19 protein-coding genes are annotated in these 22946 nt (G+C 34.9%); 5 read left to right on the forward strand and 14 right to left on the reverse strand.

The genetic code is table 11. The annotated features are described in order from the left end of the window. From CSW08_RS07410 to rpsA, 3 genes are all read right to left on the reverse strand, one after another. On the reverse strand, positions 1 to 836 hold an 836-nt coding region (locus tag CSW08_RS07410), incomplete at its 3' end, for an IS3 family transposase (RefSeq protein ID WP_203226825.1). Then, entirely contained in the window at positions 836 to 1270 is a 435-nt protein-coding gene (locus CSW08_RS18250) for a transposase (RefSeq protein ID WP_203226826.1), read from the reverse strand. The genes CSW08_RS07410 and CSW08_RS18250, both read right to left, overlap by 1 nt. 138 nt (positions 1271 to 1408) lie before the next feature. Then, positions 1409 to 3259 carry a 30S ribosomal protein S1 gene (gene rpsA, locus CSW08_RS07415; RefSeq protein WP_106659277.1) on the reverse strand — a complete coding sequence of 617 codons (1851 nt, stop codon included), beginning with the start codon at positions 3257 to 3259 and terminating at the stop codon, positions 1409 to 1411. A gap of 296 nt (positions 3260 to 3555) precedes the next feature. On the opposite strand from rpsA, the gene CSW08_RS07420 reads away from it, so the two are divergent. Next, a complete protein-coding gene (locus tag CSW08_RS07420; protein WP_106659278.1) occupies positions 3556 to 3936 on the forward strand; it encodes a LysM peptidoglycan-binding domain-containing protein in 381 nt (126 codons plus the stop codon). 29 nt (positions 3937 to 3965) lie between these two features. Here CSW08_RS07420 and cmk read toward each other — a convergent pair whose 3' ends face one another. From cmk to CSW08_RS07440, 4 genes are all read right to left on the reverse strand, one after another. Continuing rightward, entirely contained in the window at positions 3966 to 4661 is a 696-nt protein-coding gene (gene cmk / locus CSW08_RS07425; RefSeq protein ID WP_106659279.1) for a (d)CMP kinase, read from the reverse strand. 81 nt (positions 4662 to 4742) lie between these two features. Beyond that, positions 4743 to 5762, reverse strand: a complete 1020-nt coding sequence (gene porQ, locus CSW08_RS07430; protein WP_106659280.1) for a type IX secretion system protein PorQ — start codon at positions 5760 to 5762, stop codon at positions 4743 to 4745. 234 nt (positions 5763 to 5996) lie between these two features. After that, entirely contained in the window at positions 5997 to 8447 is a 2451-nt protein-coding gene (gene lon / locus CSW08_RS07435) for an endopeptidase La (protein ID WP_106659281.1), read from the reverse strand. 249 nt (positions 8448 to 8696) lie between these two features. Next, the gene (locus tag CSW08_RS07440; protein ID WP_106659282.1) at positions 8697 to 9347 is read right to left on the reverse strand and encodes a rhomboid family intramembrane serine protease; all 651 of its coding nucleotides are present in this window, start codon (positions 9345 to 9347) and stop codon (positions 8697 to 8699) included. A gap of 55 nt (positions 9348 to 9402) precedes the next feature. On the opposite strand from CSW08_RS07440, the gene CSW08_RS07445 reads away from it, so the two are divergent. Continuing rightward, positions 9403 to 10281, forward strand: coding sequence for a lysophospholipid acyltransferase family protein (locus tag CSW08_RS07445; RefSeq protein WP_106659283.1), 879 nt, complete (start codon positions 9403 to 9405; stop codon positions 10279 to 10281). Here the strand turns inward: CSW08_RS07445 and CSW08_RS07450 are convergent. Together CSW08_RS07450 and glmM are read right to left on the reverse strand one after the other, a co-directional pair. Next, entirely contained in the window at positions 10278 to 11165 is an 888-nt protein-coding gene (locus CSW08_RS07450; RefSeq protein ID WP_106659284.1) for an alpha/beta fold hydrolase, read from the reverse strand. The genes CSW08_RS07445 and CSW08_RS07450 overlap by 4 nt on opposite strands. 54 nt (positions 11166 to 11219) lie before the next feature. Continuing rightward, positions 11220 to 12608 (reverse strand): phosphoglucosamine mutase, encoded by a 1389-nt coding sequence (glmM, locus tag CSW08_RS07455; protein ID WP_106659285.1) that lies wholly within the window; start codon positions 12606 to 12608, stop codon positions 11220 to 11222. A 75-nt stretch (positions 12609 to 12683) separates the two neighbouring features. Between glmM and CSW08_RS07460 the strand changes: the two genes are divergently transcribed. Further along, on the forward strand, positions 12684 to 13286 hold the full coding sequence (locus CSW08_RS07460; protein WP_106659286.1) for an acyl carrier protein phosphodiesterase: 603 nt from the start codon (positions 12684 to 12686) through the stop codon (positions 13284 to 13286). Positions 13287 to 13439: 153 nt separating this feature from the next. Continuing rightward, positions 13440 to 14150, forward strand: a complete 711-nt coding sequence (locus CSW08_RS07465) for a hypothetical protein (protein WP_106659287.1) — start codon at positions 13440 to 13442, stop codon at positions 14148 to 14150. Here the strand turns inward: CSW08_RS07465 and arsC are convergent. The 5 genes from arsC to sppA all read right to left on the reverse strand — a co-directional run bounded on the left by arsC (position 14143) and on the right by sppA (position 20574). Beyond that, complete coding sequence (gene arsC / locus CSW08_RS07470) at positions 14143 to 14484, reverse strand: arsenate reductase (glutaredoxin) (protein ID WP_106659288.1); 342 nt, start codon at positions 14482 to 14484, stop codon at positions 14143 to 14145. The genes CSW08_RS07465 and arsC overlap by 8 nt on opposite strands. Then, entirely contained in the window at positions 14484 to 15101 is a 618-nt protein-coding gene (locus tag CSW08_RS07475; RefSeq protein ID WP_106659289.1) for an HAD family hydrolase, read from the reverse strand. The genes arsC and CSW08_RS07475 overlap by 1 nt, the downstream gene beginning before the upstream one ends. A gap of 5 nt (positions 15102 to 15106) precedes the next feature. Then, positions 15107 to 16216 carry a peptide chain release factor 2 gene (prfB, locus tag CSW08_RS07480; protein ID WP_106659290.1) on the reverse strand — a complete coding sequence of 370 codons (1110 nt, stop codon included), beginning with the start codon at positions 16214 to 16216 and terminating at the stop codon, positions 15107 to 15109. A 30-nt stretch (positions 16217 to 16246) separates the two neighbouring features. Next, positions 16247 to 18721 carry a hypothetical protein gene (locus CSW08_RS07485; protein ID WP_106659291.1) on the reverse strand — a complete coding sequence of 825 codons (2475 nt, stop codon included), beginning with the start codon at positions 18719 to 18721 and terminating at the stop codon, positions 16247 to 16249. Positions 18722 to 18810: 89 nt separating this feature from the next. Further along, entirely contained in the window at positions 18811 to 20574 is a 1764-nt protein-coding gene (sppA, locus tag CSW08_RS07490; protein ID WP_106659292.1) for a signal peptide peptidase SppA, read from the reverse strand. 177 nt (positions 20575 to 20751) lie between these two features. On the opposite strand from sppA, the gene CSW08_RS07495 reads away from it, so the two are divergent. After that, entirely contained in the window at positions 20752 to 22917 is a 2166-nt protein-coding gene (locus CSW08_RS07495; protein ID WP_106659293.1) for an endonuclease MutS2, read from the forward strand. Positions 22918 to 22946: the final 29 nt, after the last annotated feature.

The following is a 22946-nucleotide window of genomic DNA, read 5'->3' on the forward strand; positions in this document are numbered from 1 at the left end:
TATTTAGTTTTATAGGTTTTCATTTTAAGTTTGTTTTGCTGGTGCATTAGATTTGGAGTCAGCATATGATTTGATAAATGCGGTCTTTTTTCATTATAAATCGCTACTGTTTCTTTAATTATTTGCTTCATAATTGGTAAGTCTTTGTTGTATTTGTCAATATTGAATTCCTGCTTTAAGATGCCGTTTATTCTTTCTGCCACAGCATTTTCGTAGGGATCAGAGTTTTGGGTCATACTTGGGTTTATTTTGTGCTTACTGAGTTCTTTTTGATATTCATTGGCGCAATATTGCAATCCTCTGTCAGAATGGTGTATCAACGGTAATCCCGTGTTTCCTCTCTGCTTAACAGCTAGTTTCAAAGCTACCAAACTGCTTTCTGTATTTAAATTATCAGACACATTATAGCCCACTATTTTCTTTGAATAAGCATCAGTTATCAAACTTAAATAACAAGGTTTCTCTCGTTTTCCGATATAAGTGATGTCCGACACCCAAACCTGTTCTGGCCTGGTTATTTGTAAATCCAGTAGTTGGTTTTTGTACTTTCTAAAGCGATGGTGTGAGTTTGTGGTTATGTGGTACGAACGCTTTGGAACGATCAATAAGTGGTTGGCCCTTAGTATATCAATAAATTTATCCCTTCCTATTTTCAATGTTTTTAAATCTTGATTTAGTAAATAGTACAACTTTTTGGCTCCTAACCTTGGCATTTGTGTTCTGATTTCTAAAACCATTTTCACAACCAATGCTGCCTTGTCCTGCTTGATAATGCGACGTTTTATACTTCGATAATAAACCTGTCTGTCTACCCCGAACAAAGTACAGGCAAACATTACTGTTTGTTTTTCTTGTTCTTTAAAATGGTCGATTGTTCGGGTGACGAGTTTTTTCGGATGTCAATTTGATATTCTTTTTCGGCAATATCAATCATCATATCGAATATGATGGCCTTCTTATCGGCAACGAAAGCTTGCTGTTCTAAAAATGCTTTTTGCTTTTCAAGTAGCTTGACCTTTGCTTCCAGTTCCATTATTTTTTGTTCAGGGGATTTTGGCATATTGGAGGGCGTTTTGTTTTCCCAATCAAAGCTACCAAATTTTCTTAACCATTCAACTATTGTTGAACGTGCCTGGATCCCATATTTGCGGCAAGCTTCATGAGTTGACAACTTGCCATGTTCAATTTCCTGAACTACTTGTAGTTTAAAAGACATTGTGTAGTCTTTCTGTGTACGCTTTACATAGCGGTTTTCTTGGTGGTTTTCCATAAGGATACTTTTTGTGTATCGCTATTTCAGGACAAGACAGCCTGTTTAATTAAAAAAGCCTCCAATTTCTTGAAGGCTTTTGTTTTTATAAATGGGTTCCTTCCCGATAACTATCGGGATTCAGGAATGACAAAAAAATTATTTTTTTGCTTTTTTGGCAGGTTTGCCATCCATTTTATCTTTAAGAGCTTGTAAAGCTTCATTAGCATCGCCTAAAGTTGGTTTTGCTTCTGCTGCTTGAGCTTCTGCTTTTTTAACAGCCGCTTTTACGTTTGCTACTTCTTCTGCTTTAAATACAGCAGTATGAGACGCTACAACACGTTTAAACTCTTTATTGAACTCAATAATTTTAAATTCGGCTTTTTCACCTTGTTTAAGTTTACCACCATCTTCTTTTTCAAGGTGACGTGTAGGAACAAAAGCAACGATATCTTCGTTAAACTCTACAGTAGCTCCTTTATCAACTATTTCAGAAATAACGGCTGTATGAACAGTTTCTAAAGCGAAATCTGTTTCGTATTCATCCCAAGGATTTACAGTGGTTTGTTTGTGACCTAAACTTAATTTACGTCCTTCAACATCCAATTCTAATACGACAACATCTAATTTATCACCAACGGCACAGAACTCACTAGGATGTTTGATTTTCTTAGTCCAAGATAAATCTGAAATGTAAATCAATCCATCAATACCCTCTTCTAATTCAACAAAAACACCAAAGTTTGTAAAGTTACGTACTGTACCAACATGTTTAGAACCTAATGGATATTTAGTTGTAATATCTGTCCATGGATCTGATGTTAATTGTTTGATACCAAGTGACATTTTACGCTCTTCTCTATCTAAAGTTAAGATAACTGCTTGAACTTCATCTCCAACAGACACGAAGTCTTGAGCTGAACGTAAATGCGTTGACCATGACATTTCAGACACGTGGATTAATCCTTCAACACCATCAGCAACTTCAATAAATGCACCGTAATCTGCAATAACAACTACCTTACCTGTTACTTTATCGCCAACGGTAACTGTATCTGCTAAAGCTTCCCATGGGTGTTTGCTTAATTGTTTTAAACCTAATTGGATTCTTGATTTGTTTTCATCAAAATCAAGGATTACAACATTCAGTTTTTCGTCTAATTCTACTATTTCATTAGGATGGTTAATTCTAGACCAAGATAAATCTGTGATATGAATTAAACCGTCAACGCCACCAAGATCAATAAACACACCGTAAGATGTAATGTTTTTAACAACACCTTCCAATACTTGACCTTTTTCTAACTGACCAATAATTTCTTTTTTCTGTACTTCAATATCCGCTTCAATAAGCGCTTTATGGGATACTACAACGTTTTTGAATTCGTGGTTGATTTTAACCACTTTAAACTCCATAGTTTTATTCACATATTGATCGTAATCCCTGATTGGTTTCACATCAATTTGAGAACCTGGTAAGAATGCTTCGATGCCAAAAACATCGACAATCATACCACCTTTAGTTCTGCATTTAACAAAACCATTAACGATTTCACCTGTGTCATGCGCTGCATTAACACGATCCCATGCTTTAATAACACGAGCTTTTCTGTGCGATAATACTAATTGTCCTGTTGCATCTTCACGAACATCAATTAATACTTCTACCTTGTCTCCTACTTTTAAGTTCGGATTGTAGCGAAACTCATTTAAAGAGATAACACCTTCAGATTTTGCATTGATATCAATAATAGCATCTCTATCAGAAATGTGTACTACGGTACCAATAACAACTTCATCATTAAGTGTGTCAACAAAGTTTTCTGCTACTAATTTTTCAAATTCTTTTAGTTGTTTGTCATCAACCTCATCAATACCTTCTTGGTAATTGTGCCAGTTAAAGTTTTCTAAGAATTTTTCAGGATTTGCTTGAGCTTCAGATACTACTGGAGCTTCTACGGTTGCTGCATCTACTGCTTCAACTTCAGCTTGATTTGCTTTTTCAGCCATTTAAGATAATTAAGTAATGTAATGGGATTCTGCTTTTGCGAAACGTCATTACATAATATTTTGTATTCTGTATGCTTCGGAAGATTTAAGCAATTTACACACAGAAGTGTTATAAATATTTTTAGTCTCGTTCCTTCTGTCGTTCCTGTAATTGCCAAAAGGAGTGCAAAAATACACAAATTCAATAAATTAGCCTAATTAGAATAGAAATATTTTATGTAGGAATATTTGTGATTGAATTAATTTGAAAATGCATTAAACCTTAGTATATTTAGTAAATTATAAAATTTAAAGTTATGACAACAAAAGCAAAATATCAACGCGTACTCGATTTAGGGGAAACTTTAAACATTAAGGATGGCGATGTTAAAGAAGAGAATGGTGTTTTAAAAGTTAAAGGAACTGCCAAAACCCAATATGAAAAAAACCTGCTTTGGGATAAAATCAAGGAAATTGGCGGAGAAAATCCTTCTGATATCATGGCTAATATAAAAGTTGCCGATGAAAGCGTTTACCATAGACATACCGTAAAAAGTGGGGAAACTCTAGGGAAAATTGCTAAACAGTATTATGATAATCCTTCTAAATACCAAGTGATATTTAAAGCAAATTCAGATATTTTAAAAAATCCTGATCTAATTCATCCGGGACAGGAATTAATTATTCCGAACTTATAAATTCAAAAAGAGGTTTTAAACCTCTTTTTTTATGCGTTCTCTTTTAATGCTTTGTTTACTATGCCTAAAATAACATGGAATTGTTCGTCTTTGGACATATTGGAATTATCAATTTCTATAGCATCTTCTGCTTTAACCAAAGGAGAATCCTTTCTATGTGAATCAATATAATCACGCTCTTGAACATTTTTCAGAACATCGTCATACAAGACTTCATCGCCGTCTTTAATAAGTTCATCAAAACGTCTTTTTGCTCTATTCTCCGGACTGGCAGTTAAAAATAATTTAAGTTCTGCATCAGGAAAAACAACAGTGCCTATATCCCTTCCATCCATAACAACACCTTTCCCTTTCCCAAGTTTTTGTTGTTGGTTGACCAATTGACTTCTAACTTCTGAAACTTCGGCAACCTTACTTACAAAACTCGATACTTCCAAGGTTCTTATATGTTTTTCAATGTTTTCACCATTTAAATACACTTCAGCAAAACCGACATCTTTATTAAAAATAAAGTTAATATGAATAGCATCTAAATGGGACACCAGCGAATCGATGTCAAATTTTTCTTTATTTATAAAATTATGAGTCATGGCAAACCAAGTCACCGCTCTGTACATAGCGCCAGAATCTACATAAGCATAACCCAAATGTTTAGCCAATCGCTTAGCTACCGTACTTTTCCCAGTAGAAGAATATCCGTCTATAGCTATGGTTATTTTGCTCATTGGTTGTTGGCTGTTGGCTGTTAGCTGTTAGCTGTTAGCTGTTAGCAAAATTAACTTTTAACTTTTAACTTTTAAAACTTATTACTTTAAATCTATTTGTAAGCCAAAAAAATTGGAATTGGCTGCACTGGTATATTTAGCGTGGGTATAGCTAAATCTCATTTTATTCAGTTTTATAGAAAACCCTGCCGATATTCCTGAAAAATTTCGCTGTTCGTTAATCCTTAGCTCCTCACCTCTTCTAAAATTATAACCCAAGCGGATATTAAATCCTTTTTCGGGAAATAATTCGGCCCCTAAAATGGTATGCCTGATAACCTGACCTAAAAAACCGATTTTTTCTGTGGATTGATTACCGCTTAAATCACTTGTGGTGCGCGCAGGATTTGGTCTGGCAATAGGCCATTCCTGTAAATTCTCCAGAGTTATATGCCATCTAATTGGGACATTTTCCAAGCGTTGCGACATGCCAAAATCAACCTCAAAAGGCAATGGCTCGTTTTGTCCTGCATACGTGGTAATTTGAGTTCCCAAGTTTCTTATAGCTAGAGCTGCGTTAAAATTTATATCGTCGTTTATGTACAACAAACCTAAATCTGCTGCAACACCAAATGATGAATATTGTTCTAATTTGGATGTTATTAATTTTAGGTTTCCACCAAAATAAAAATCTGTATAGCCTATTTGCAAAGCATAACCTAAAGAAAGAGCAGCTTCATTTCCTGTAAATGTTCCTGTTTTGTTTCCATTTTCATCATAGCCATCAAAATCACCGTAATTTACATACGTAATGCCCGCATGAAATGTTTGAGTACGCCTATCCACCGTGTATGCATACGCCGCAGAACCATAACTGATGCCTCCCAAATAACTTACATAGTTTACAGCTAATTGATTATCCATATTAGCATTAATAGTAGCAGGGTTAAAAAGTCCTTGTGTCACATCATAATCAACATTGGTAAGCACTTTTCCACCTAAAGCTGCTTGCCTAGGCGACGATACCAGATTGAGAAATTGATATGTTGATTCTCCCCCAACTTGTGCCATAGTTAAGAAACTAAAAAACAAACAAAAAAGAAAGCTGATTTTTCTAATCATAAATACAATACAAAGAAAGCAAATCTATCTTAAAACGGTAGCACGTATTTTTTATTTTAAAACAGAAAATGAGGCTGAATAAAAAGGATTCTTTTGTCAACCTGAACTTGTTTCAGGTTCTCATAGTGATTGATAATCATTTTGATGAGATTCTGAAATATCCCGATAACTATCGGGACAGAATGACAAATTTTTAGCTTTTACTCAGCCTCTTCTATTATAAAAACGTTAACCCTATAATGTCTTAGCGTTTACTACTTTTTGATTTGTTAATGCCAATTTAATAACATCACTCATATCGGTTACGTAATGAAACGTTAACCCTTTTAAATATTCGGCTTTAATTTCCTCAATATCCCGTCTATTATCTTCACATAAAATAATCTCTTTTATGCGTGCGCGTTTTGCTGCTAATATCTTTTCTTTAATTCCACCAACAGGCAACACTTTTCCACGAAGTGTGATTTCGCCCGTCATTGCCAAGCTTTTCTTTACTCTTTTTTGGGTGAATAATGATACTAATGATGTTAGCATCGTAATACCAGCACTAGGCCCATCTTTAGGCGTTGCGCCTTCAGGTACGTGAATGTGTACATTGTAATTTTCAAACGCCAAAGACTCGATACCAAATTCTTCGGCATTGGATTTTATATATTCCATCGCAATGGTAGCGGATTCTTTCATCACCGTACCAAGATTCCCCGTTATAGTAAGTAGTCCTTTTCCTTTCGATAAAATAGATTCTATAAACAATATATCGCCTCCAACACTCGTCCAAGCCAATCCCGTAACAACACCAGCCACATTGTTATTTTCATATTTATCACGCTCCATTTTAGGTCCGCCCAAAACTTTAATAATATCTTCATTTGATATTTTAACAACGTATTCTTCTTCCATAGCAATATTTTTGGCGGCATAACGCACCATTTTTGCTATTTGTTTTTCCAGACCACGAACACCAGATTCCCTAGTGTAACCTTCTACTATTTTTTCTAACTGCGCTTTGCCTATTTTAAGATGGGTCTCCGTTAAACCATGTTCCTTTAATTGTTTTGGCAATAAATGACGTCTTGCTATTTCAACCTTTTCTTCGATGGTGTAACCAGACACATTAATCACTTCCATTCTATCTCTTAATGCCGGTTGAATGGTTGATAAATTATTTGATGTCGCTATAAACATCACTTTAGAAAGGTCGTAACCCATTTCTAAAAAATTATCGTAAAACTCATTGTTTTGTTCTGGATCCAACACCTCTAACATCGCAGATGATGGGTCTCCTTGGTGTGAGTTGGACAATTTATCAATTTCATCTAAAACAAACACAGGATTTGAGGTACCAGCTTTTTTCAAACTTTGAATAATACGTCCTGGCATGGCGCCAATATACGTTTTTCTGTGACCGCGAATTTCCGCTTCATCACGTAAACCACCCAACGAAATACGCACATATTCCCTACCCAATGCTTCTGCAATGGATTTCCCTAACGATGTTTTACCAACCCCTGGAGGACCGTACAAACAAAGAATAGGTGATTTCATATCGTTACGCAATTTCAAAACAGCCAGATATTCTATAATTCTTCGCTTAACATCTTCCAGTCCGAAATGGTCCCTGTCCAAAATTCGCATGGCACGTTTTAAATCAAACTTATCCTTGCTAAATTCATTCCAAGGCAAATCCAAAAGCAAGTCTAAATAATTACGTTGAATAGAGTACTCGGCTACTTGCGGATTCATGCGTTCTATTTTCGCTAACTCTTTTTCAAAATGCTTGGCTACTTTTTCGTCCCATTTTTTATCCTGGGCACGCAACTTCATTTCCTCTATTTCTTCATCATGATTAACGCCACCCAATTCTTCCTGAATGGTTTTCATTTGTTGATGCAAGAAATATTCCCGTTGTTGTTGGCTCATATCCATTTGAACCCTAGACTGAATATCGTTTTTAAGTTCTAACTTTTGAAATTCAACATTCATATATTTAAGGGTTGCCAATGCCCTTTTTTTCAAATCGTCAATCTCTAAAAGCTTTTGTTTTTCGGCAACCGAAAGATTCATATTAGACGACACAAAATTCACTAAAAACGAATTGCTTTCTATATTTTTTATGGCAAAAGAAGCTTCACTGGGAATGTTCGGACTCTCTTTAATGATCTGTAAAGCCAAGTCTTTAATAGACTCAATAATTGCAAAAAATTCTTTGTTGTTGATGGTTGGTTTGGCCTCGGGAAGTTCTCTGATGGTCGCATTCATATAAGGCTCCTCAGTAATAACCTCTGCCACCTTAAAACGTTTTTTACCTTGAATGATAACAGTAACATTGCCATCGGGCATTTTTAAAACACGTAAAATTTTAGCAACGGTTCCTGTTTCATAAATATCTTTTGCCGAAGGATCTTCTAAAGATTCGTCTTTTTGAGATACCACGCCGATAACTTTATTCCCTTTGTTGGCATCATTTATCAAGCGAATGGATTTATCCCTGCCCGCCGTAATAGGAATGACTACGCCTGGGAATAACACCGTATTTCTTAAAGATAAAATAGGTAATGTTTCCGGTAGTTTTTCGTTGTTTATTTCTTCTTCATCTTCAGGCGTCATTAATGGAATTAATTCTGAGTTTTCATCAAATTCCTGTAATGACAAACTGTCAAGTGTTATAAAATTAGATTTCTTCATATATATATTTAAGTCAATCTGTCATTAAAACAAACCGAACTATTTATAATGTTGATTTATATAAAACACAAAAGTATTAATTATCAGAAGGTTATAATAATAATAGAACTTTTATTCGTATTTTAATTTCAATAGTTGTGCCAGAAGTTATTTTAAGTTTCTAAGCTGCAAAGCTCCTAAGTTGTCAATATGTAATTTTTTTCTTTTCTACTTTGAATCTTTGAATCTTTGAGACTTTGAACCTTTGAACTACATCTTCCCAGCTTTCTTCAAAACAAATAATAATACAATAGGAATAGCCAATAAACCAATCATCAATAAATTGGTTTGAAACAACCAAGGTGATAAGATTAACGTGATGGCATAACCGCCTATGGCACCACCAAAATGGGCATCATGACCAATATTACCGACTTTGTTTTTCATACCATAAATGGAGTACAATAAGTAGCCAATGCCAAAAATATAAGCTGGGATTGGTATGGGGATAAAAAACAGCATAAGACTCATATCTGGCTGTAGCAAGATAGCAGAATACAAAATACCTGTAACAGCACCACTCGCCCCAACTGCACTGTAATAATATTCGTTTTTATGAAAGTAAAGTGACAGTAAACTACCAAACAACAAACTAGCAAAATAGATGATAATAAAATTGAATTGTCCTAAATAGTTAATGATTACACTGGAAAAAAAATACAATGTTAACATATTGAACAACAAATGTTGCGTATCCACATGCAAAAAGCCTGAACTAAACATTCTTATTTTTTCACCTCTTTGAATCGGCCCTACTTGAAATTTGTATTTTTCAAAAAAAGAAAAATCACCATATCCTTTATAAGAAATGATAACATTGGCGGCTATAATAACAATAGTAATGATATCTAAATCACCCATAAGGTATAAATGTTAAATTGTAAATGACATATATTTGCAAATCTAAAATTAATTCATGCAATTTCTAGTTTATATTTTAGTTTATCCCTTTTTATGGCTTGTTTCTATATTGCCTTTTCGGTTATTATATCTAGTGTCCGATGGTGTTTATGTATTGCTTTATTATATTATTGGCTACAGAAAAAAAACCGTGACCCAAAACTTAAGATTGGTCTTTCCTAAGAAATCGGATAAAGAAATCGCAACCATTAGAAAGGCTTTCTATCATCATTTAAGCGATATGTTTTTAGAAATGACCAAAACCATTACCATTTCTGAAAGTGAACTGAAAACACGTTTTAAAATTACCAATCCCGAAGAATTTAAGCGATTGGAATCTTTAAATAAAAGCATCATTGTAATTTTTGGGCATTATGGTAGTTGGGAATGGTCTATCGTCCTGCAGCAATATATTAATTTTAAAGGTTTAGGAGTCTATAAGCCTCTTGCTAACAAATATTTTAATAGGTTGGTGAAAAACATTCGTTCAAAATTCAATACCGATTTAATAAGCACAAAAGAAACTATTAGTGTTATTAACAGCCATGAAGCAAAAGGCATTAAAAGCATTACTGGTTTTATAAGCGACCAATCTCCACGACTGACCAAAGATGTGTATTGGGGGGAATTTATGGGTGTAAAAGTGCCTTGTTTTACAGGCGCAGAACGATTGGCAAAAAAATTGGATTTAACAACGGCCTACCTAAAAGTGACCAAAGTTAAACGTGGTTTTTATGAAGCTGAAATTATAACACTTGCTGAAAATCCAAATGATTACCAAGATTACCACTTGACCGATATGTTTTTGGCTGAAGTTGAAAAACAAATTTATGAAGCTCCCGAATACTATTTTTGGACGCATAAACGGTGGAAGCATCGGGAGAAAAGAATTTAATTCTGTTTTTGGTTTAGAAATTTTTCAATCATTGGGACAACCAAATCGCGATCTTTAAAATCAGTTTTTAATGTTGTTACCTCTCCTATATACTCGCCATGCCCACCTGGTATGATTGCTAATTCAGAATTAGCAATTTGTCTGTGCATCTCAATGGCATGTTCTGGAGTAATCACATCTTTATCACCTATTATAATTAAAGTCGGTACTTTGATGGATTTGATTTGTTCATCAGGAATATCTTTAAAGTTAACCATTCTTTTGGCGTCTCTGTCATGCATTATTTGCAAACCATTTGGGTCTCGTGACACTTTTAAATAAGCTTCTTTTAATTGCTGGGGCATATTTTCCAATCTTGCTTGTTCCATAAATCCCCAAAATTGTTCAGGAACGCCGTTACGTTTGGCGAGAGCTGAACCTAAAATAATTTTGCCAACTATTTCAGGATGGCGAATGGCAATTTGTAATGTAGTTGTACCGCCGTTGCTGAAACCGAAAAAATCAGCGCTCTCAATTTTTAAGTTTTTGAGAAGTGTAGCAACATCATCAGCATCTTGTTCGAATGAGGTTTCTGTATTTCTATCATTTGTTCGACCATGAGACTGTAAATCCATAGCTATCACTTTTCTGTTTTTAGCTAATAATGGAATGATTTTTTCAAAACTGGACTGAATAGTTGAACCTCCCCCATGGATTAAAACAAGAGGTTTACCTTGTCCATACGTTTCATAGTACATTTTTAGCCCATTCACTTCTGAATAGCCACTTTTGAAGTCCAAACTATCTGTTAGTGTTTCCATTATGCTAACTGTTGTTTTTTCTTTTTCTTTACATGAAGTCACTGTTAAAAGAGCTAAACTAAAAATCGCTAGAATTTGCTTCATTATACCATAACTTTAATTCATGTGATTACTTCGTCGTGCCTCCTCGTAATGACGTTATATTTTCGCAATCTCCCCAATCTCATCAATAAACCTATCCGCCAAAGTATCCGCTTCTTGTTGCGATTTGGCTTCTGTATATATTCTAACAATAGGTTCGGTATTGCTTTTACGTAAATGCACCCAACTTTCGAGAAAGTCTATTTTAACACCATCAATCGTGGTTAATTGTTCGTTTTGGTAACGTTTTTCAATGGTTTTTAAAATGCCATCTACATCCAAACCTGGCGTTAATTCTATCTTCTTTTTACTCATAAAGTAATTGGGATAGGTTTTTCTTAGGGCACTAACGCTTATTCTTTTATCGGCCAACAAACTTAAGAACAGGGCAATACCAACCAAGGCATCACGCCCATAGTGCGACTCTGGGTAAATAACGCCCCCATTGCCTTCGCCACCAATAACAACCTTATTTTTTTTCATTAAACTTACCACATTCACCTCGCCCACGGCACTGGCCTCATAACTGCCTCCGTACTTTTCGGTAACATCTCTCAAGGCCCTTGTAGAACTCATATTGCTAACGGTATTTCCCGGTGTTCTGCTCAATACATAATCGGCACAGGCCACCAAGGTATATTCTTCGCCAAACATCTCGCCGTTTTCATCAATAAACGCTAAACGGTCCACATCGGGATCGACTACAATCCCAAAATCAGCTCCCGTTTCCACTACTTTTTTTGACAAATCCGTTAAGTGTTCCTTTAATGGCTCTGGATTGTGTGGGAACTCGCCATTTGGTTCACAATACAATTTCACGACATGCACGCCTAAACGCTCTAAAAGCAACGGAATCACAATACCACCTGTTGAGTTTACGCCATCAACCACAACCTTAAATTTGGCATCTTCAATGGCTGGCACATTTACTAGATCCAAATCCAAAACTTCAATAATATGTAAATCAAAATAAGCCTTATTTTTAGTTATTTTTCCCAAGCTATCAACATCGGCAAAAGCAATGGTATCACTTTCGGCTATCTCTAAAATTTTGGCGCCTTCATCAGCATCTAAAAACTCGCCTTTGCTATTCAATAATTTTAAGGCATTCCATTGTTTTGGGTTATGACTTGCTGTTAAAATAATACCACCATCGGCATGTTCCATGGGTACTGCCATTTCTACTGTTGGTGTGGTGGATAAACCCAAGTCAATCACGTGGATTCCGAGTCCGACCAAGGTATTCATCACCAAATTTTGAATCATTTCCCCAGAAATTCGGGCATCCCTCCCAACTACCACTCTATAAGTGTCTTTATCACGTTGTTGTTTGATCCAAACCCCATAAGCGGCTGCAAATTTAACGGCATCGATAGGTGTTAGGTTATCGCCAACGTGTCCGCCAATAGTACCTCTAATTCCTGAAATTGATTTTATTAGTGTCATATGTAGTTTCTTATTTTTAACAAATATAACAGTAATAAATTGTAAATCTAAAATTGCAATTTGTAAATTACACCAATGAATTTTCTAGCACATATTTATCTCTCTGGAGACAACGACTTAGTTACTATTGGAAATTTTATTGCGGATGGCATTAAGGGCAACGACTATAAAAAATTCAATAAAGAGTTTCAAATCGGCATTTTATTGCACAGGCATATAGACACCTTTACAGATGCCCACGAAACCGTTAGGCTAAGCACCAAGCGTTTACATGAAAAATATGGGCATTATTCTGGGATCATTGTCGATATTTTATATGACCATTTTTTGGCAAAGAATTGGCATTTGTATTGTGATATTCCTTTAGAGGACTATACTGAAAATTTCTATAATTCCTTAGAAGAACATTATAATTTACTCCCCATTGGCATTCAAAAAATGATGCCATTCATGTTGGCTGATAATTGGCTTTTAAGTTATGCGTCCATTGATGGTATTTCTAGAGTTTTAGTAGGTATGAACAGGCGGACAAAAAATCGTTCTGGAATGGATGAAGCCGTGCATGAGTTGGAAGTTTTTTACGAAGAATTTGAAACGGAATTCACGCTCTTTTTTGATGAACTCATTATTTTTTCAAAACAGAAATTAAAGGAATTATCAAAAAAGTACGCTCGTTAGAATTCTGTTTTCATGGATTAAACGCAAATGAAGGTACCGATAATCGAAGTGATATTACCTGCATCGGATTTTAATATTTTTCCTTGAACGGGTCAATTGTATTTAATATTTTAGAACCCATAAACCTTATCTAACAAAAAGATAATCAATATAATGACCGCCAAATCTAAAAGAATATTCAAAATAATTACTGGTATCATTATCTTTTTTACCCTACCTAGTTTGTTGCTTTTTGGATATGTTATATTTAAATATAATGAAGATTTACCGACGGGAGTTTCAGGAGAAAAAGCCGATTTGTTAGCCCATAAAATGCTAAATTCCTTAAACTACGAAGCTTATAAAAACACCGATTACATAGCGTGGAATTTTAAAAGGAGGCATCATTATGAATGGCAAAAACAAGACAATATTTGTGATGTATATTGGAAAGAATTTAGAGTTACCCTTAATTTAAACAATCCCGAGTTAAGCAAAGCCTATGTACATAGTTTTAAGGTGGAAAACGACATCGCAAAAGAACTCAAGGACAAAGCATTAAAATATTTTTACAACGATTCTTTTTGGCTTGTAGCACCTTACACTGTTTTCAATAAGGATGTTGATAGAAAATTGGTTAGCGAAAATTCATTCCTGGTCACATATAATTCTGGAGGGGACACCCCTGGCGATTCCTATTTATGGGTGCTAGATGATGATGGTAAACCTATTAGTTTTAAAATTTGGGCATCTATCTTACCAATTGACGGATTGGAAGCTACCTGGACGGATTGGACAACCACCGAAACGGGTGCCATACTACCAACCTTTCATAAGTTATTGTTTTTTGGATTGGAAATGGATGGTATAAAAACATCTAAATAATATCTAAAATAGCCTCGGTTGGTCTGCCAATCACCGCTTTTTTACCATTAATAATAATGGGGCGTTCAATAAGTTTTGGATTTTTAACCATAGCTTTTATAATATCACTATCGTTCAAATCTTTTCCTTTAAATTGGTCTTTCCAAATAGATTCACTTTGCCTTACCAAATCAATAGGTTTCATGCCTAAAAGCTTGATGATGTCTTTTAACTCTTTTTCAGTTGGGATATCTTCAAGGTATTTAATAATCTCAAAAGATTTTCCGGATTTTTCAAGAACTTCCAATCCGCTACGTGATTTGCTGCAACGATTATTGTGATATATTTTAATCATTATACATGAATATGATAGGCTTTTAATTGTTCTAAAAGCAGGTCAGGGTTTTTAAAATGAATACCGTTAATATTTAATCTCTTTGCAGCTTCAATATTGCGTAAATTATCATCGATAAACAAGGCCTTTTCTGCTTTTATGTTGAAACGGTTGAGGGTTAAATGATAGATATCGTCAAACGGTTTTCTTGTTTTTTCTTCACCAGATACCAATATGCCTTCAAACCAGTGTAAAAATTCGAAGCGTTCTAAAGCAATTGGGAATGTTTCGTGGCTCCAATTGGTCAGTGCAACGACTTTGTATTTTTTTGATGCAATGAGTTTATCTAGAATGTCTACCGTGTCCTGAATAGCACCTCCAAGCATTTCTTCCCATCGACCATAGAAAGCCCTAATCTCTGTTTCATAATCTGGAAAGCGTGTCACTAAATCTTCTGTCGCTTGAGCTAACGGATAACCAGCATCTTGGTTTTCATTCCACTCATGGGTACAAATGGTATCAAAAAACCATTTCATTTTTTGTCGGTCGCCATTAAAAATACCCAAAAATACATACTCTGGATTCCAATCAATCAACACGCCACCTAAGTCGAATATAATAGTATCAATATGTTTCATAAATATTATAAAGAATCTGGAGCTTCTTCTTTTTGTCCCATAGTCATTAAATAGGCTTTTAAAAACGGGGTAATGTCACCATTCAAAACCGTATCCACATTACCTGTTTCATGTCCTGTTCTAACATCTTTAATTAATTTATAAGGATGCAACACATAGTTTCTAATCTGGCTGCCCCACTCTATTTTCATCTTGCCTGCTTCAATATCATCTCTTTGGGATAATTGTTTTTGAAGCTCAATTTCATAGAGTTGCGATTTTAACATTTGAAGTGCTCTGGCTCTGTTATCGTGTTGCGAACGCGTCTCTGAACAAGAAATTTGAATGCCTGAAGGCTTATGGGTTAATTGAACTTTTGTTTCTACTTTATTAACATTTTGTCCGCCAGCACCACTAGAACGCGCCGTTGTAATTTCAATGTCCGCTGGATTGATTTCTATTTCAATGGTATCATCAACGAGCGGATACACATATACGGAAGCAAAACTGGTATGTCGCTTGGCATTGCTATCAAAGGGAGAAATACGTACCAATCGGTGTACACCATTTTCACCTTTTAGCCAACCAAAGGCAAAATCGCCTTCTATCTCTAAAGTAACGGTTTTGATACCGGCTACATCGCCTTCTTGAAAGTTGAGTTCTTTAACCTTAAAACCACTTTTTTCGGCAAACATTAAGTACATACGCATCAGCATACTTGCCCAATCGCAACTTTCGGTACCACCAGCACCTGCTGTAATTTGCAAAACAGCACTTAAGCTATCGCCTTCATCAGAAAGCATGTTTCTAAATTCTACTTCTTCTAAAAGCAAAACAACTTTGTTCTGTAAGTCGTCAATTTCCTTTTCAGTAGCTTCACCGTCCTTATAGTATTCCAAAAGAATTTCCAACTCTTCAATTTGAGTGGCAATGGTATTATAATCCTGCACCCATTTTTTTAATGAGCGAAGGTTTTTCATAATTATTTCTGCTCCTTTGGGATCGTTCCAAAACGCTGGATTGGCAACTTTTTCTTCTTCATTCTGAATCAGAATTTGTTTTTTGTCAATCTCTAAATAGGTTTTAAGCTTTTTACTCCGTTTAGTAAGCTCTGCAAATTGCTCGTTTGTAATCATAATGGCAAAAATACAATAAAGGAAATTAATTTATTGCACAGAAAACGTCATGATTTCATGCAATGGTATACCAGAATCTGAAATACCTTCAATCTCAATAATATAATCACCTGTATTATCACTTGTAAAAAATGAAATCTCTTTTGTTGGTTCTTTTATGGTTGTTTTAATAGTTGGTTCCCAATGCAGTGTGGTTCTAAAATCTGCTTTCATGACATTGCTAGATTCTTTGCTATAGTCTGGTGCATAGAACTCCCTGGCTGTGTAAAATCCTTTCATTTTGAAATCAATTATACCCGGTTTACGTTTCTCATCAAAAACCCTTGCCCCTTCTCTGGTAAAAATAGCAATAACCCAAATAGTTTCGCTAGTGTACATAAGTGCATCTGGCGGTTTAAGTACGTCTATAAAGGAAACCATCTCTAATGGTATTGACTCTATATGTTTAGGATGTACCTTCATGTTGTTTAATAAATATATTGGAGCTGAAGTGTTATTATTAAGTGAACTAAATCTAGCACGTCCTGGAACCATTGCCTCTACTAAAGCGCCTATCGGATTAAGGCCAGTAAAAGCTCCGTACTCATCCAATTTACGAGTTTCTACATCTATCCTAGTATTTGCCGAGCCACCATGTTGAGCTCTATTGTTCATTTCTTCTTGTCTTTCCTCATACTTTTCTTTTCTTTTACCAACAACGGTTACCTCTGCAAGTCTTTCCGCATTTTTATCATATTCAGTATTAATCTGATTGATGTATTCAGACATTTTTAGAAAATTATCAATCTGGATTTCATTAACACTTTTATTTTTTAAAACAGTATTCCTATTTACTTCTGGACTTTGATAATTGTCATCATCAATGAGGATTTCAACATTCCTATCATTTAACTCCTTTGATTGAAAATCTGTAAGTCTTGATTCAATCATCATGGGTATGGAATCAAAAAATACAAAAGGGCCAAAACTAAATTTTCCTTGCGAATTGGATTTTTGAACTGGTTCTTGGGACAATATATCTCCCAAAAAAGTTAACCTTGTTGCCGCACTAGTAATGGTATAGGGCTTTTTTAACAATTTGGTAGTACCAGAAATAGTTATGCCTTTTTCTATATCGAATTCATTGCCCTGACCTTGTCCATTCAAAAGATTTTGCCATGTAAAGCGTCTCCAACCGTTGGTCATCATCACCAAATCCAAAAGAAAATTGGTTTTATAATTCGCTTCTTTGGTGAAAAAATAACCTGGGTCCTTAATGTCTCCCCTTAAATCTGAATTGAGCAACAACCATGTTTTTATGTTCTCTTGCCTGTTATTGTGGGGAAACATGCCCATGTCCCTTACACTCATGGATAATTGACTTGGAAGGTTTTTGCCATCGGTATCTTTGGTGCTGATATTTAAAGCTATTTTTTCTCTTTTACCCAAAGTCTCCTTGTCCTTCAATATTTTAATGGTTCCCTTATCTTTTGGTACATCTACAAAAATCAATCGCTCGCAAACAGGATTGCTGTTGGAATCAAACAATGTTAAGGTTACAACACCATCTTTCAGATCTTTAGTTGGTAATTTTAATGAATAATCGTCAGTATCTTCAGATTCCAATCTGCTAAATATCATGTGACCTCGTTGATGTGCTACAAAATAAGTACCCTTTAAGCCTAAGGGCATATTCGATTTTACATTTACCAAAAAGTGGTACTCATCATTTGTAACGTTGAGGACATAACCTTTTGGCAAAGCAATTGGCAATGGATATTTATATTCTGAGCCATTAACCTCAACATTGGCAAAGTATGATTTGTTTGCCTCTGGAACAAACGTAAAAAAACCCATTCCAAATTCGGTTGTTGAAAATTGGGCAACGATGTTGTTTTCATTATCGGTAACAAAACAGGAAAGGTATATTTTACTGTATATGTGGTTCTTTATTTTAACGGCTACCTTGCTCCTAATATTCTCAACTAAATGGCCTCCTTCTGGATAGAAATTCAAATCGGGCATTTCGGCCATCAAGCTTAGTTCATCCGTTTTTTCACCTAAGGGCGCATTACCTGTTTTGTCCGAACCCAAAACGTAAAGTTCCTTTTGAAAGAAATAGTTTGGATCACCATTTCTCATATAATTGGTATAAGCCCTTAGCAGATAGCTTCCCTGTTCCCAGTCTTCATTGATTTTAAAATCGCCCGTGAAACTGATGTCTTCCGTAAAAAGTCTTTTTTTGCCCACTATACTATCCCTGCCATTGATCAGCTCTACGTAAACCACATGGCTTTTTGAACTCTTGGCATGAGTGATGCCATTGACCAAATAACCTGTAAACCAAATGTTGTCATCCAAAGAATAATAAGGCTTGTCTATTTGGACGTAGATTTTTTCAGGCCAATCGTTTTCAGAGTAATTTTTGAGGTTTTCATCAACCAAATCGGTAAATAGACCCCTGTTTAAAACAGCAAATGATGTTAAAACGATGAATACTAGAAAGTAAGAAATGGCTTTTTTCATAAAATTTTTTCAAAATTTAAAAGCTTCAAACCCATGATGCTTTTTCCAAATTTATGAAAAAAAGATAAATCTTACAATCGTCTCGATTCTTATTTAATTTCTGTACTATAAGGAAATAACAACTGTACACCTTTTTTTTGTGTCATGGACTTTATTCTTTTAAGAATCTCGTAATTTTCTTCACCCAATTCTTCTTTTAAGATATTTTCTTTGGTTTTAACCAAACCAAAATCCCTCAATATTTTATCTAAGTCTTTTTCAAAAATAGGGAGTTCCTTGATTTTATAATCTTCAATATTGGCAGCTTCGGCAGCTCTTTTTAAAGCTAAATCCAAACCACCTAATTCATCAACCAAACCATTATTTATGGCATCTGCACCTGTCCATACACGTCCTTCAGCAATTATTTTAACATCATCTTGCTTCATATTTCTACCATCTGCGACGCGCTTAGTAAACAATTCATAAATATCAATAACGCCTTCTTTAATAAAATCGTGTTGCGATTCACTCAATGGTTCAAAAAAGCTATAGGTAACGGCATTTTTATTGGTCACAACTTGTTCTGCATTAATACCCCAACTATCAGCTAATTCCTTGCCATTGGGCAACATACCAAATACACCGATACTTCCTGTAATAGTAGTAGGTTCAGCAATAATTTTATCCGCGTTACAGGCTATATAATAACCCCCAGAAGCTGCCAAATCGCCCATAGATACAATAACAGGTTTTGTTTTTTTTGTCAGTTCAATCTCCCTCCATATAAGTTCGCTAGCTAAAGCATCTCCTCCAGGAGAATTAATCCGGAGTACAATGGCTTTCACTTTATCGTCTTCTCTTGCTTCTTTTAAGGAGACACTCATCGTGCCTTGTCCGACATTATCCTCATCACCTTCACCATAAATAATATCGCCTTCGGCATAAATAACGGCGATGCTATTTTTACTGCTTTTTGATTTTAGTTTATTAGCCGTGTGAATGGCATAATCTTCAATAGTGATACGCTCTATATCATCTGCATGATCAACATTCAAGGCCTGTTTTATGCCGCTAATATATTCATCATAATAGGCGATTTTATCAATTAGATTGGTGTTTTTCGCCAAAGCGGCATTTCTAGCCAATAAATTATCTGCGATGCTATCTAGATGTTCAACTGAAATATGCCTGCTTTCCGAAACATCTTTTTTTACTTGTTTCCAGATAGAATTTAAGTAAACACTTATTTGTTCCCTGTTTTCATCACTCATTTCATTAACCAAAAAAGGCTCTACAGCACTTTTGTATTTTCCATAACGGATGACTTCCATTTTTAAACCCGTTTTATCTTGGATATCTTTTAGGTATAACTGTTCGGAATAGAGTCCTTTAAACTCCAAAGCCCCAGCTGGGTTCATATAAATAGTATCTGCAACCGAACATAAATAATAATCTTTTTGGGTATATATATCTGAATAGGCTGTGATAAACTTGCCTGATTTTTTAAATTTCAATAATGCATCACGAATTTCCTTGGTTTGGGTAATGCCTGCATCGATAAAACTATTATCTATAGTTATTCCCTTGATTTTATTATCAGTAGCTGCATATTCTATGGCATCAATAATATTAAAAAGACCATTTTTTCTGTCTTCGTTCAAAAAAGTATATTCTTTAAACTCCACTTTACCTGCATAATCTTTTATGGGAAAATCTAAAGTTAGTTCCAAAACAGAATTAGGTTTTACGGTAACGGTTTCTTCTGAAGATGATCCAACTACCAATCCAACTATTATGAGCAATCCGAAACAAATAAACAGAAACACAAAAAGGCCAACAACTGTCGATAATACACGTTTTATAAAATTCATTATTTATATTTTTTTAATGTTTGTAGCATAATAGAAATTAATGTTACAAAGAACCTAAAAGTTTTAGTTTTTACAAGTTTTTATATCAAAAATAGCATGATTTTATATAAGCCATATATAAATGATTTCCCTAAAGAATTTTTAACTTTGCCCTTTTAATAGTTTTCACAAAACTTAATGATACATATTCACGAAAAGACATTACGCGATATAGAATTCCCAACTGTTTTAAAGCAGATTAGTGAGCTTTGTGTCACGCATTTAGGTAATGAACGTGCCTTGCAAATTTCGCCTTTAAGGACTAAGGAAGAGTTGCTTTATGCACTTAAATTGACCAATGAATATCTATCATCATTTTACAACGATAACCACATTCCCAATCATAGTTTTGATACCATCACCAAAGAATTGAAGCTTTTAAAGATAGAAAACACGTATTTAGAAGTTCATAGTTTAAAAAAAATAAAATCTATCTCTTCAACAGTCAATGAGATTATCATCTTTTTAAATAAGTTTGAGGAATATTACCCGACTCTTACCGATTTTGCTTCCCATATCGACGTAACAAAAGCCATCATTGAAAAAATAGATACTATTGTTGATAAATTTGGAGATATCAAAGACAACGCCTCTCACCTACTTTTTGAATTACGCCAGTCCATTAACAGTGTAAAAGGAAAAATAAACCAAAGCTTTACTTCAGCACTTAATATGTATCACGGTCTTGATTATTTGGACGATATTCGGGAATCTGTTGTAGATAACAAGCGTGTATTAGCTGTAAAAGCCATGTACCGTCGAAAGGTAAAAGGTGGCATTATGGGTGGCAGTAAAACAGGAAGCATTGTTTATATTGAACCAGAAACTACGTTACAACATTCTAGGGAACTAAATAATTTAGAGTACGAAGCGCAAGAAGAAATCATTCGCATTTTAAAAGAAGTCACTAATTATTTACGTCCGTTTTTACCGTTATTAGAAAATTATCAAACTTTTTTAATTGATATCGATGTCATTTCTGCCAAGGCAAAATATGCCCGTTCCATGAATGGCATTCTTCCAGAAATAACGGACGATAGACATATTTATTTGCGTGATGCCTATCACCCACTCCTTTACTTAAATCATTTAGACGAAAACAAAACAACTTATCCTCAAACTATAGAATTAAATAGCGAAGGTCGAATTATAGTCATTTCGGGTCCCAATGCCGGTGGAAAAAGTATCACATTAAAAACCGTTGGCTTACTACAAGTTATGGTGCAAAGCGGTTTGTTAATTCCTGTACATGAACGTAGTAAAGTGTGTTTATTCGATAGAATTTTAAGTGATATTGGTGATAATCAATCCATTGAAAACCATTTAAGCACCTATAGTTACCGATTAAAACAAATGAATTATTTCTTGAAGAAGTGCAATAAAAATACGCTTTTTCTGATTGATGAATTTGGAACTGGTAGTGACCCCGAACTTGGTGGAGCATTGGCAGAAACATTTTTAGAAGAATTTTACCATCGGGAAGCATTTGGAATCATTACCACACATTATTCGAATTTAAAAATGTTGGCAAACGAATTACCGTATATGTTGAATGCCAATATGCTATTTGATGAACGCTCGTTAGAACCCATGTTTAAACTTGTTATAGGGCAAGCAGGAAGTTCCTTTACATTTGAAGTAGCTCAAAAAAATGGGATTCCGTTCGGACTTATAAACAGAGCCAAAAAGAAAATTGAACGCAGTAAAGTACGATTTGATGAAACCATTGCCAAGCTTCAAAAGGAACGCAGCAAACTCGAAAAAACAGGGGCTTCTTTAAAACTTAATGAAAAGAAAAAGAGTGACGAAGCCGATAAGCTTGAAGAAATCAATCTTAAAATCCAAAAGAAACTGGAAAGCTACCAAGAATTATATGATAGCAACCAACGCCTTATTTACTTAGGACAAAAAGTAAATGATATTGCCGAAAAATACTTTGAGAACAATCAGAAAAGAGAGCTCATGGCAGAACTCTTTAAACTTGTACAAATTGAAAATTCCAAGCGTAAAAAAGTAACCGTTAAAGAGAAAAAAGTCATCAAAGCGAAAGAAGAAGCGGTTAAACAGGAAGCTGAAAAAGTGGTCGAAGTCATTAGAGAAAAAAAGAAGGAAGCTAAGAAAAAAGCCATTGAAACTCCGAAACCGAAAACCCTTTTAAAAGTCGGCGACCGCGTGCGTATGGAAGATGGCCGTGCTATTGGAAGTATTGATAAAATTGAAAAAAATAAAGCAGTAGTCAATTATGGTATATTTACTACCAATGTGAGTTTAGAGCAATTGGAATTGGTGGAGGCTAAGAAATAACGGTGAATTTTTAAGGTTCGCTTATCGAT

Source organism: Confluentibacter flavum (assembly GCF_002843175.1).
GTDB lineage: Bacteria > Bacteroidota > Bacteroidia > Flavobacteriales > Flavobacteriaceae > Confluentibacter > Confluentibacter flavum.

Bases quoted from the DNA above. Each gene is read 5' to 3' on its own strand.
- glmM (WP_106659285.1), bottom strand. From the start codon at position 12,608: ATGACACTAATAAAATCAATTTCAGGAATTAGAGGTACTATTGGCGGA.
- rpsA (WP_106659277.1), bottom strand. From the start codon at position 3,259: ATGGCTGAAAAAGCAAATCAAGCTGAAGTTGAAGCAGTAGATGCAGCA.
- CSW08_RS07495 (WP_106659293.1), top strand. From the start codon at position 20,752: ATGATACATATTCACGAAAAGACATTACGCGATATAGAATTCCCAACT.
- CSW08_RS07445 (WP_106659283.1), top strand. From the start codon at position 9,403: ATGCAATTTCTAGTTTATATTTTAGTTTATCCCTTTTTATGGCTTGTT.
- CSW08_RS07485 (WP_106659291.1), bottom strand. From the start codon at position 18,721: ATGAAAAAAGCCATTTCTTACTTTCTAGTATTCATCGTTTTAACATCA.
- sppA (WP_106659292.1), bottom strand. From the start codon at position 20,574: ATGAATTTTATAAAACGTGTATTATCGACAGTTGTTGGCCTTTTTGTG.
- CSW08_RS07465 (WP_106659287.1), top strand. From the start codon at position 13,440: ATGACCGCCAAATCTAAAAGAATATTCAAAATAATTACTGGTATCATT.
- cmk (WP_106659279.1), bottom strand. From the start codon at position 4,661: ATGAGCAAAATAACCATAGCTATAGACGGATATTCTTCTACTGGGAAA.
- CSW08_RS07450 (WP_106659284.1), bottom strand. From the start codon at position 11,165: ATGAAGCAAATTCTAGCGATTTTTAGTTTAGCTCTTTTAACAGTGACT.
- CSW08_RS07440 (WP_106659282.1), bottom strand. From the start codon at position 9,347: ATGGGTGATTTAGATATCATTACTATTGTTATTATAGCCGCCAATGTT.
- CSW08_RS07420 (WP_106659278.1), top strand. From the start codon at position 3,556: ATGACAACAAAAGCAAAATATCAACGCGTACTCGATTTAGGGGAAACT.
- lon (WP_106659281.1), bottom strand. From the start codon at position 8,447: ATGAAGAAATCTAATTTTATAACACTTGACAGTTTGTCATTACAGGAA.
- CSW08_RS18250 (WP_203226826.1), bottom strand. From the start codon at position 1,270: ATGGAAAACCACCAAGAAAACCGCTATGTAAAGCGTACACAGAAAGAC.
- arsC (WP_106659288.1), bottom strand. From the start codon at position 14,484: ATGATTAAAATATATCACAATAATCGTTGCAGCAAATCACGTAGCGGA.
- CSW08_RS07475 (WP_106659289.1), bottom strand. From the start codon at position 15,101: ATGAAACATATTGATACTATTATATTCGACTTAGGTGGCGTGTTGATT.
- prfB (WP_106659290.1), bottom strand. From the start codon at position 16,216: ATGATTACAAACGAGCAATTTGCAGAGCTTACTAAACGGAGTAAAAAG.
- CSW08_RS07460 (WP_106659286.1), top strand. From the start codon at position 12,684: ATGAATTTTCTAGCACATATTTATCTCTCTGGAGACAACGACTTAGTT.
- porQ (WP_106659280.1), bottom strand. From the start codon at position 5,762: ATGATTAGAAAAATCAGCTTTCTTTTTTGTTTGTTTTTTAGTTTCTTA.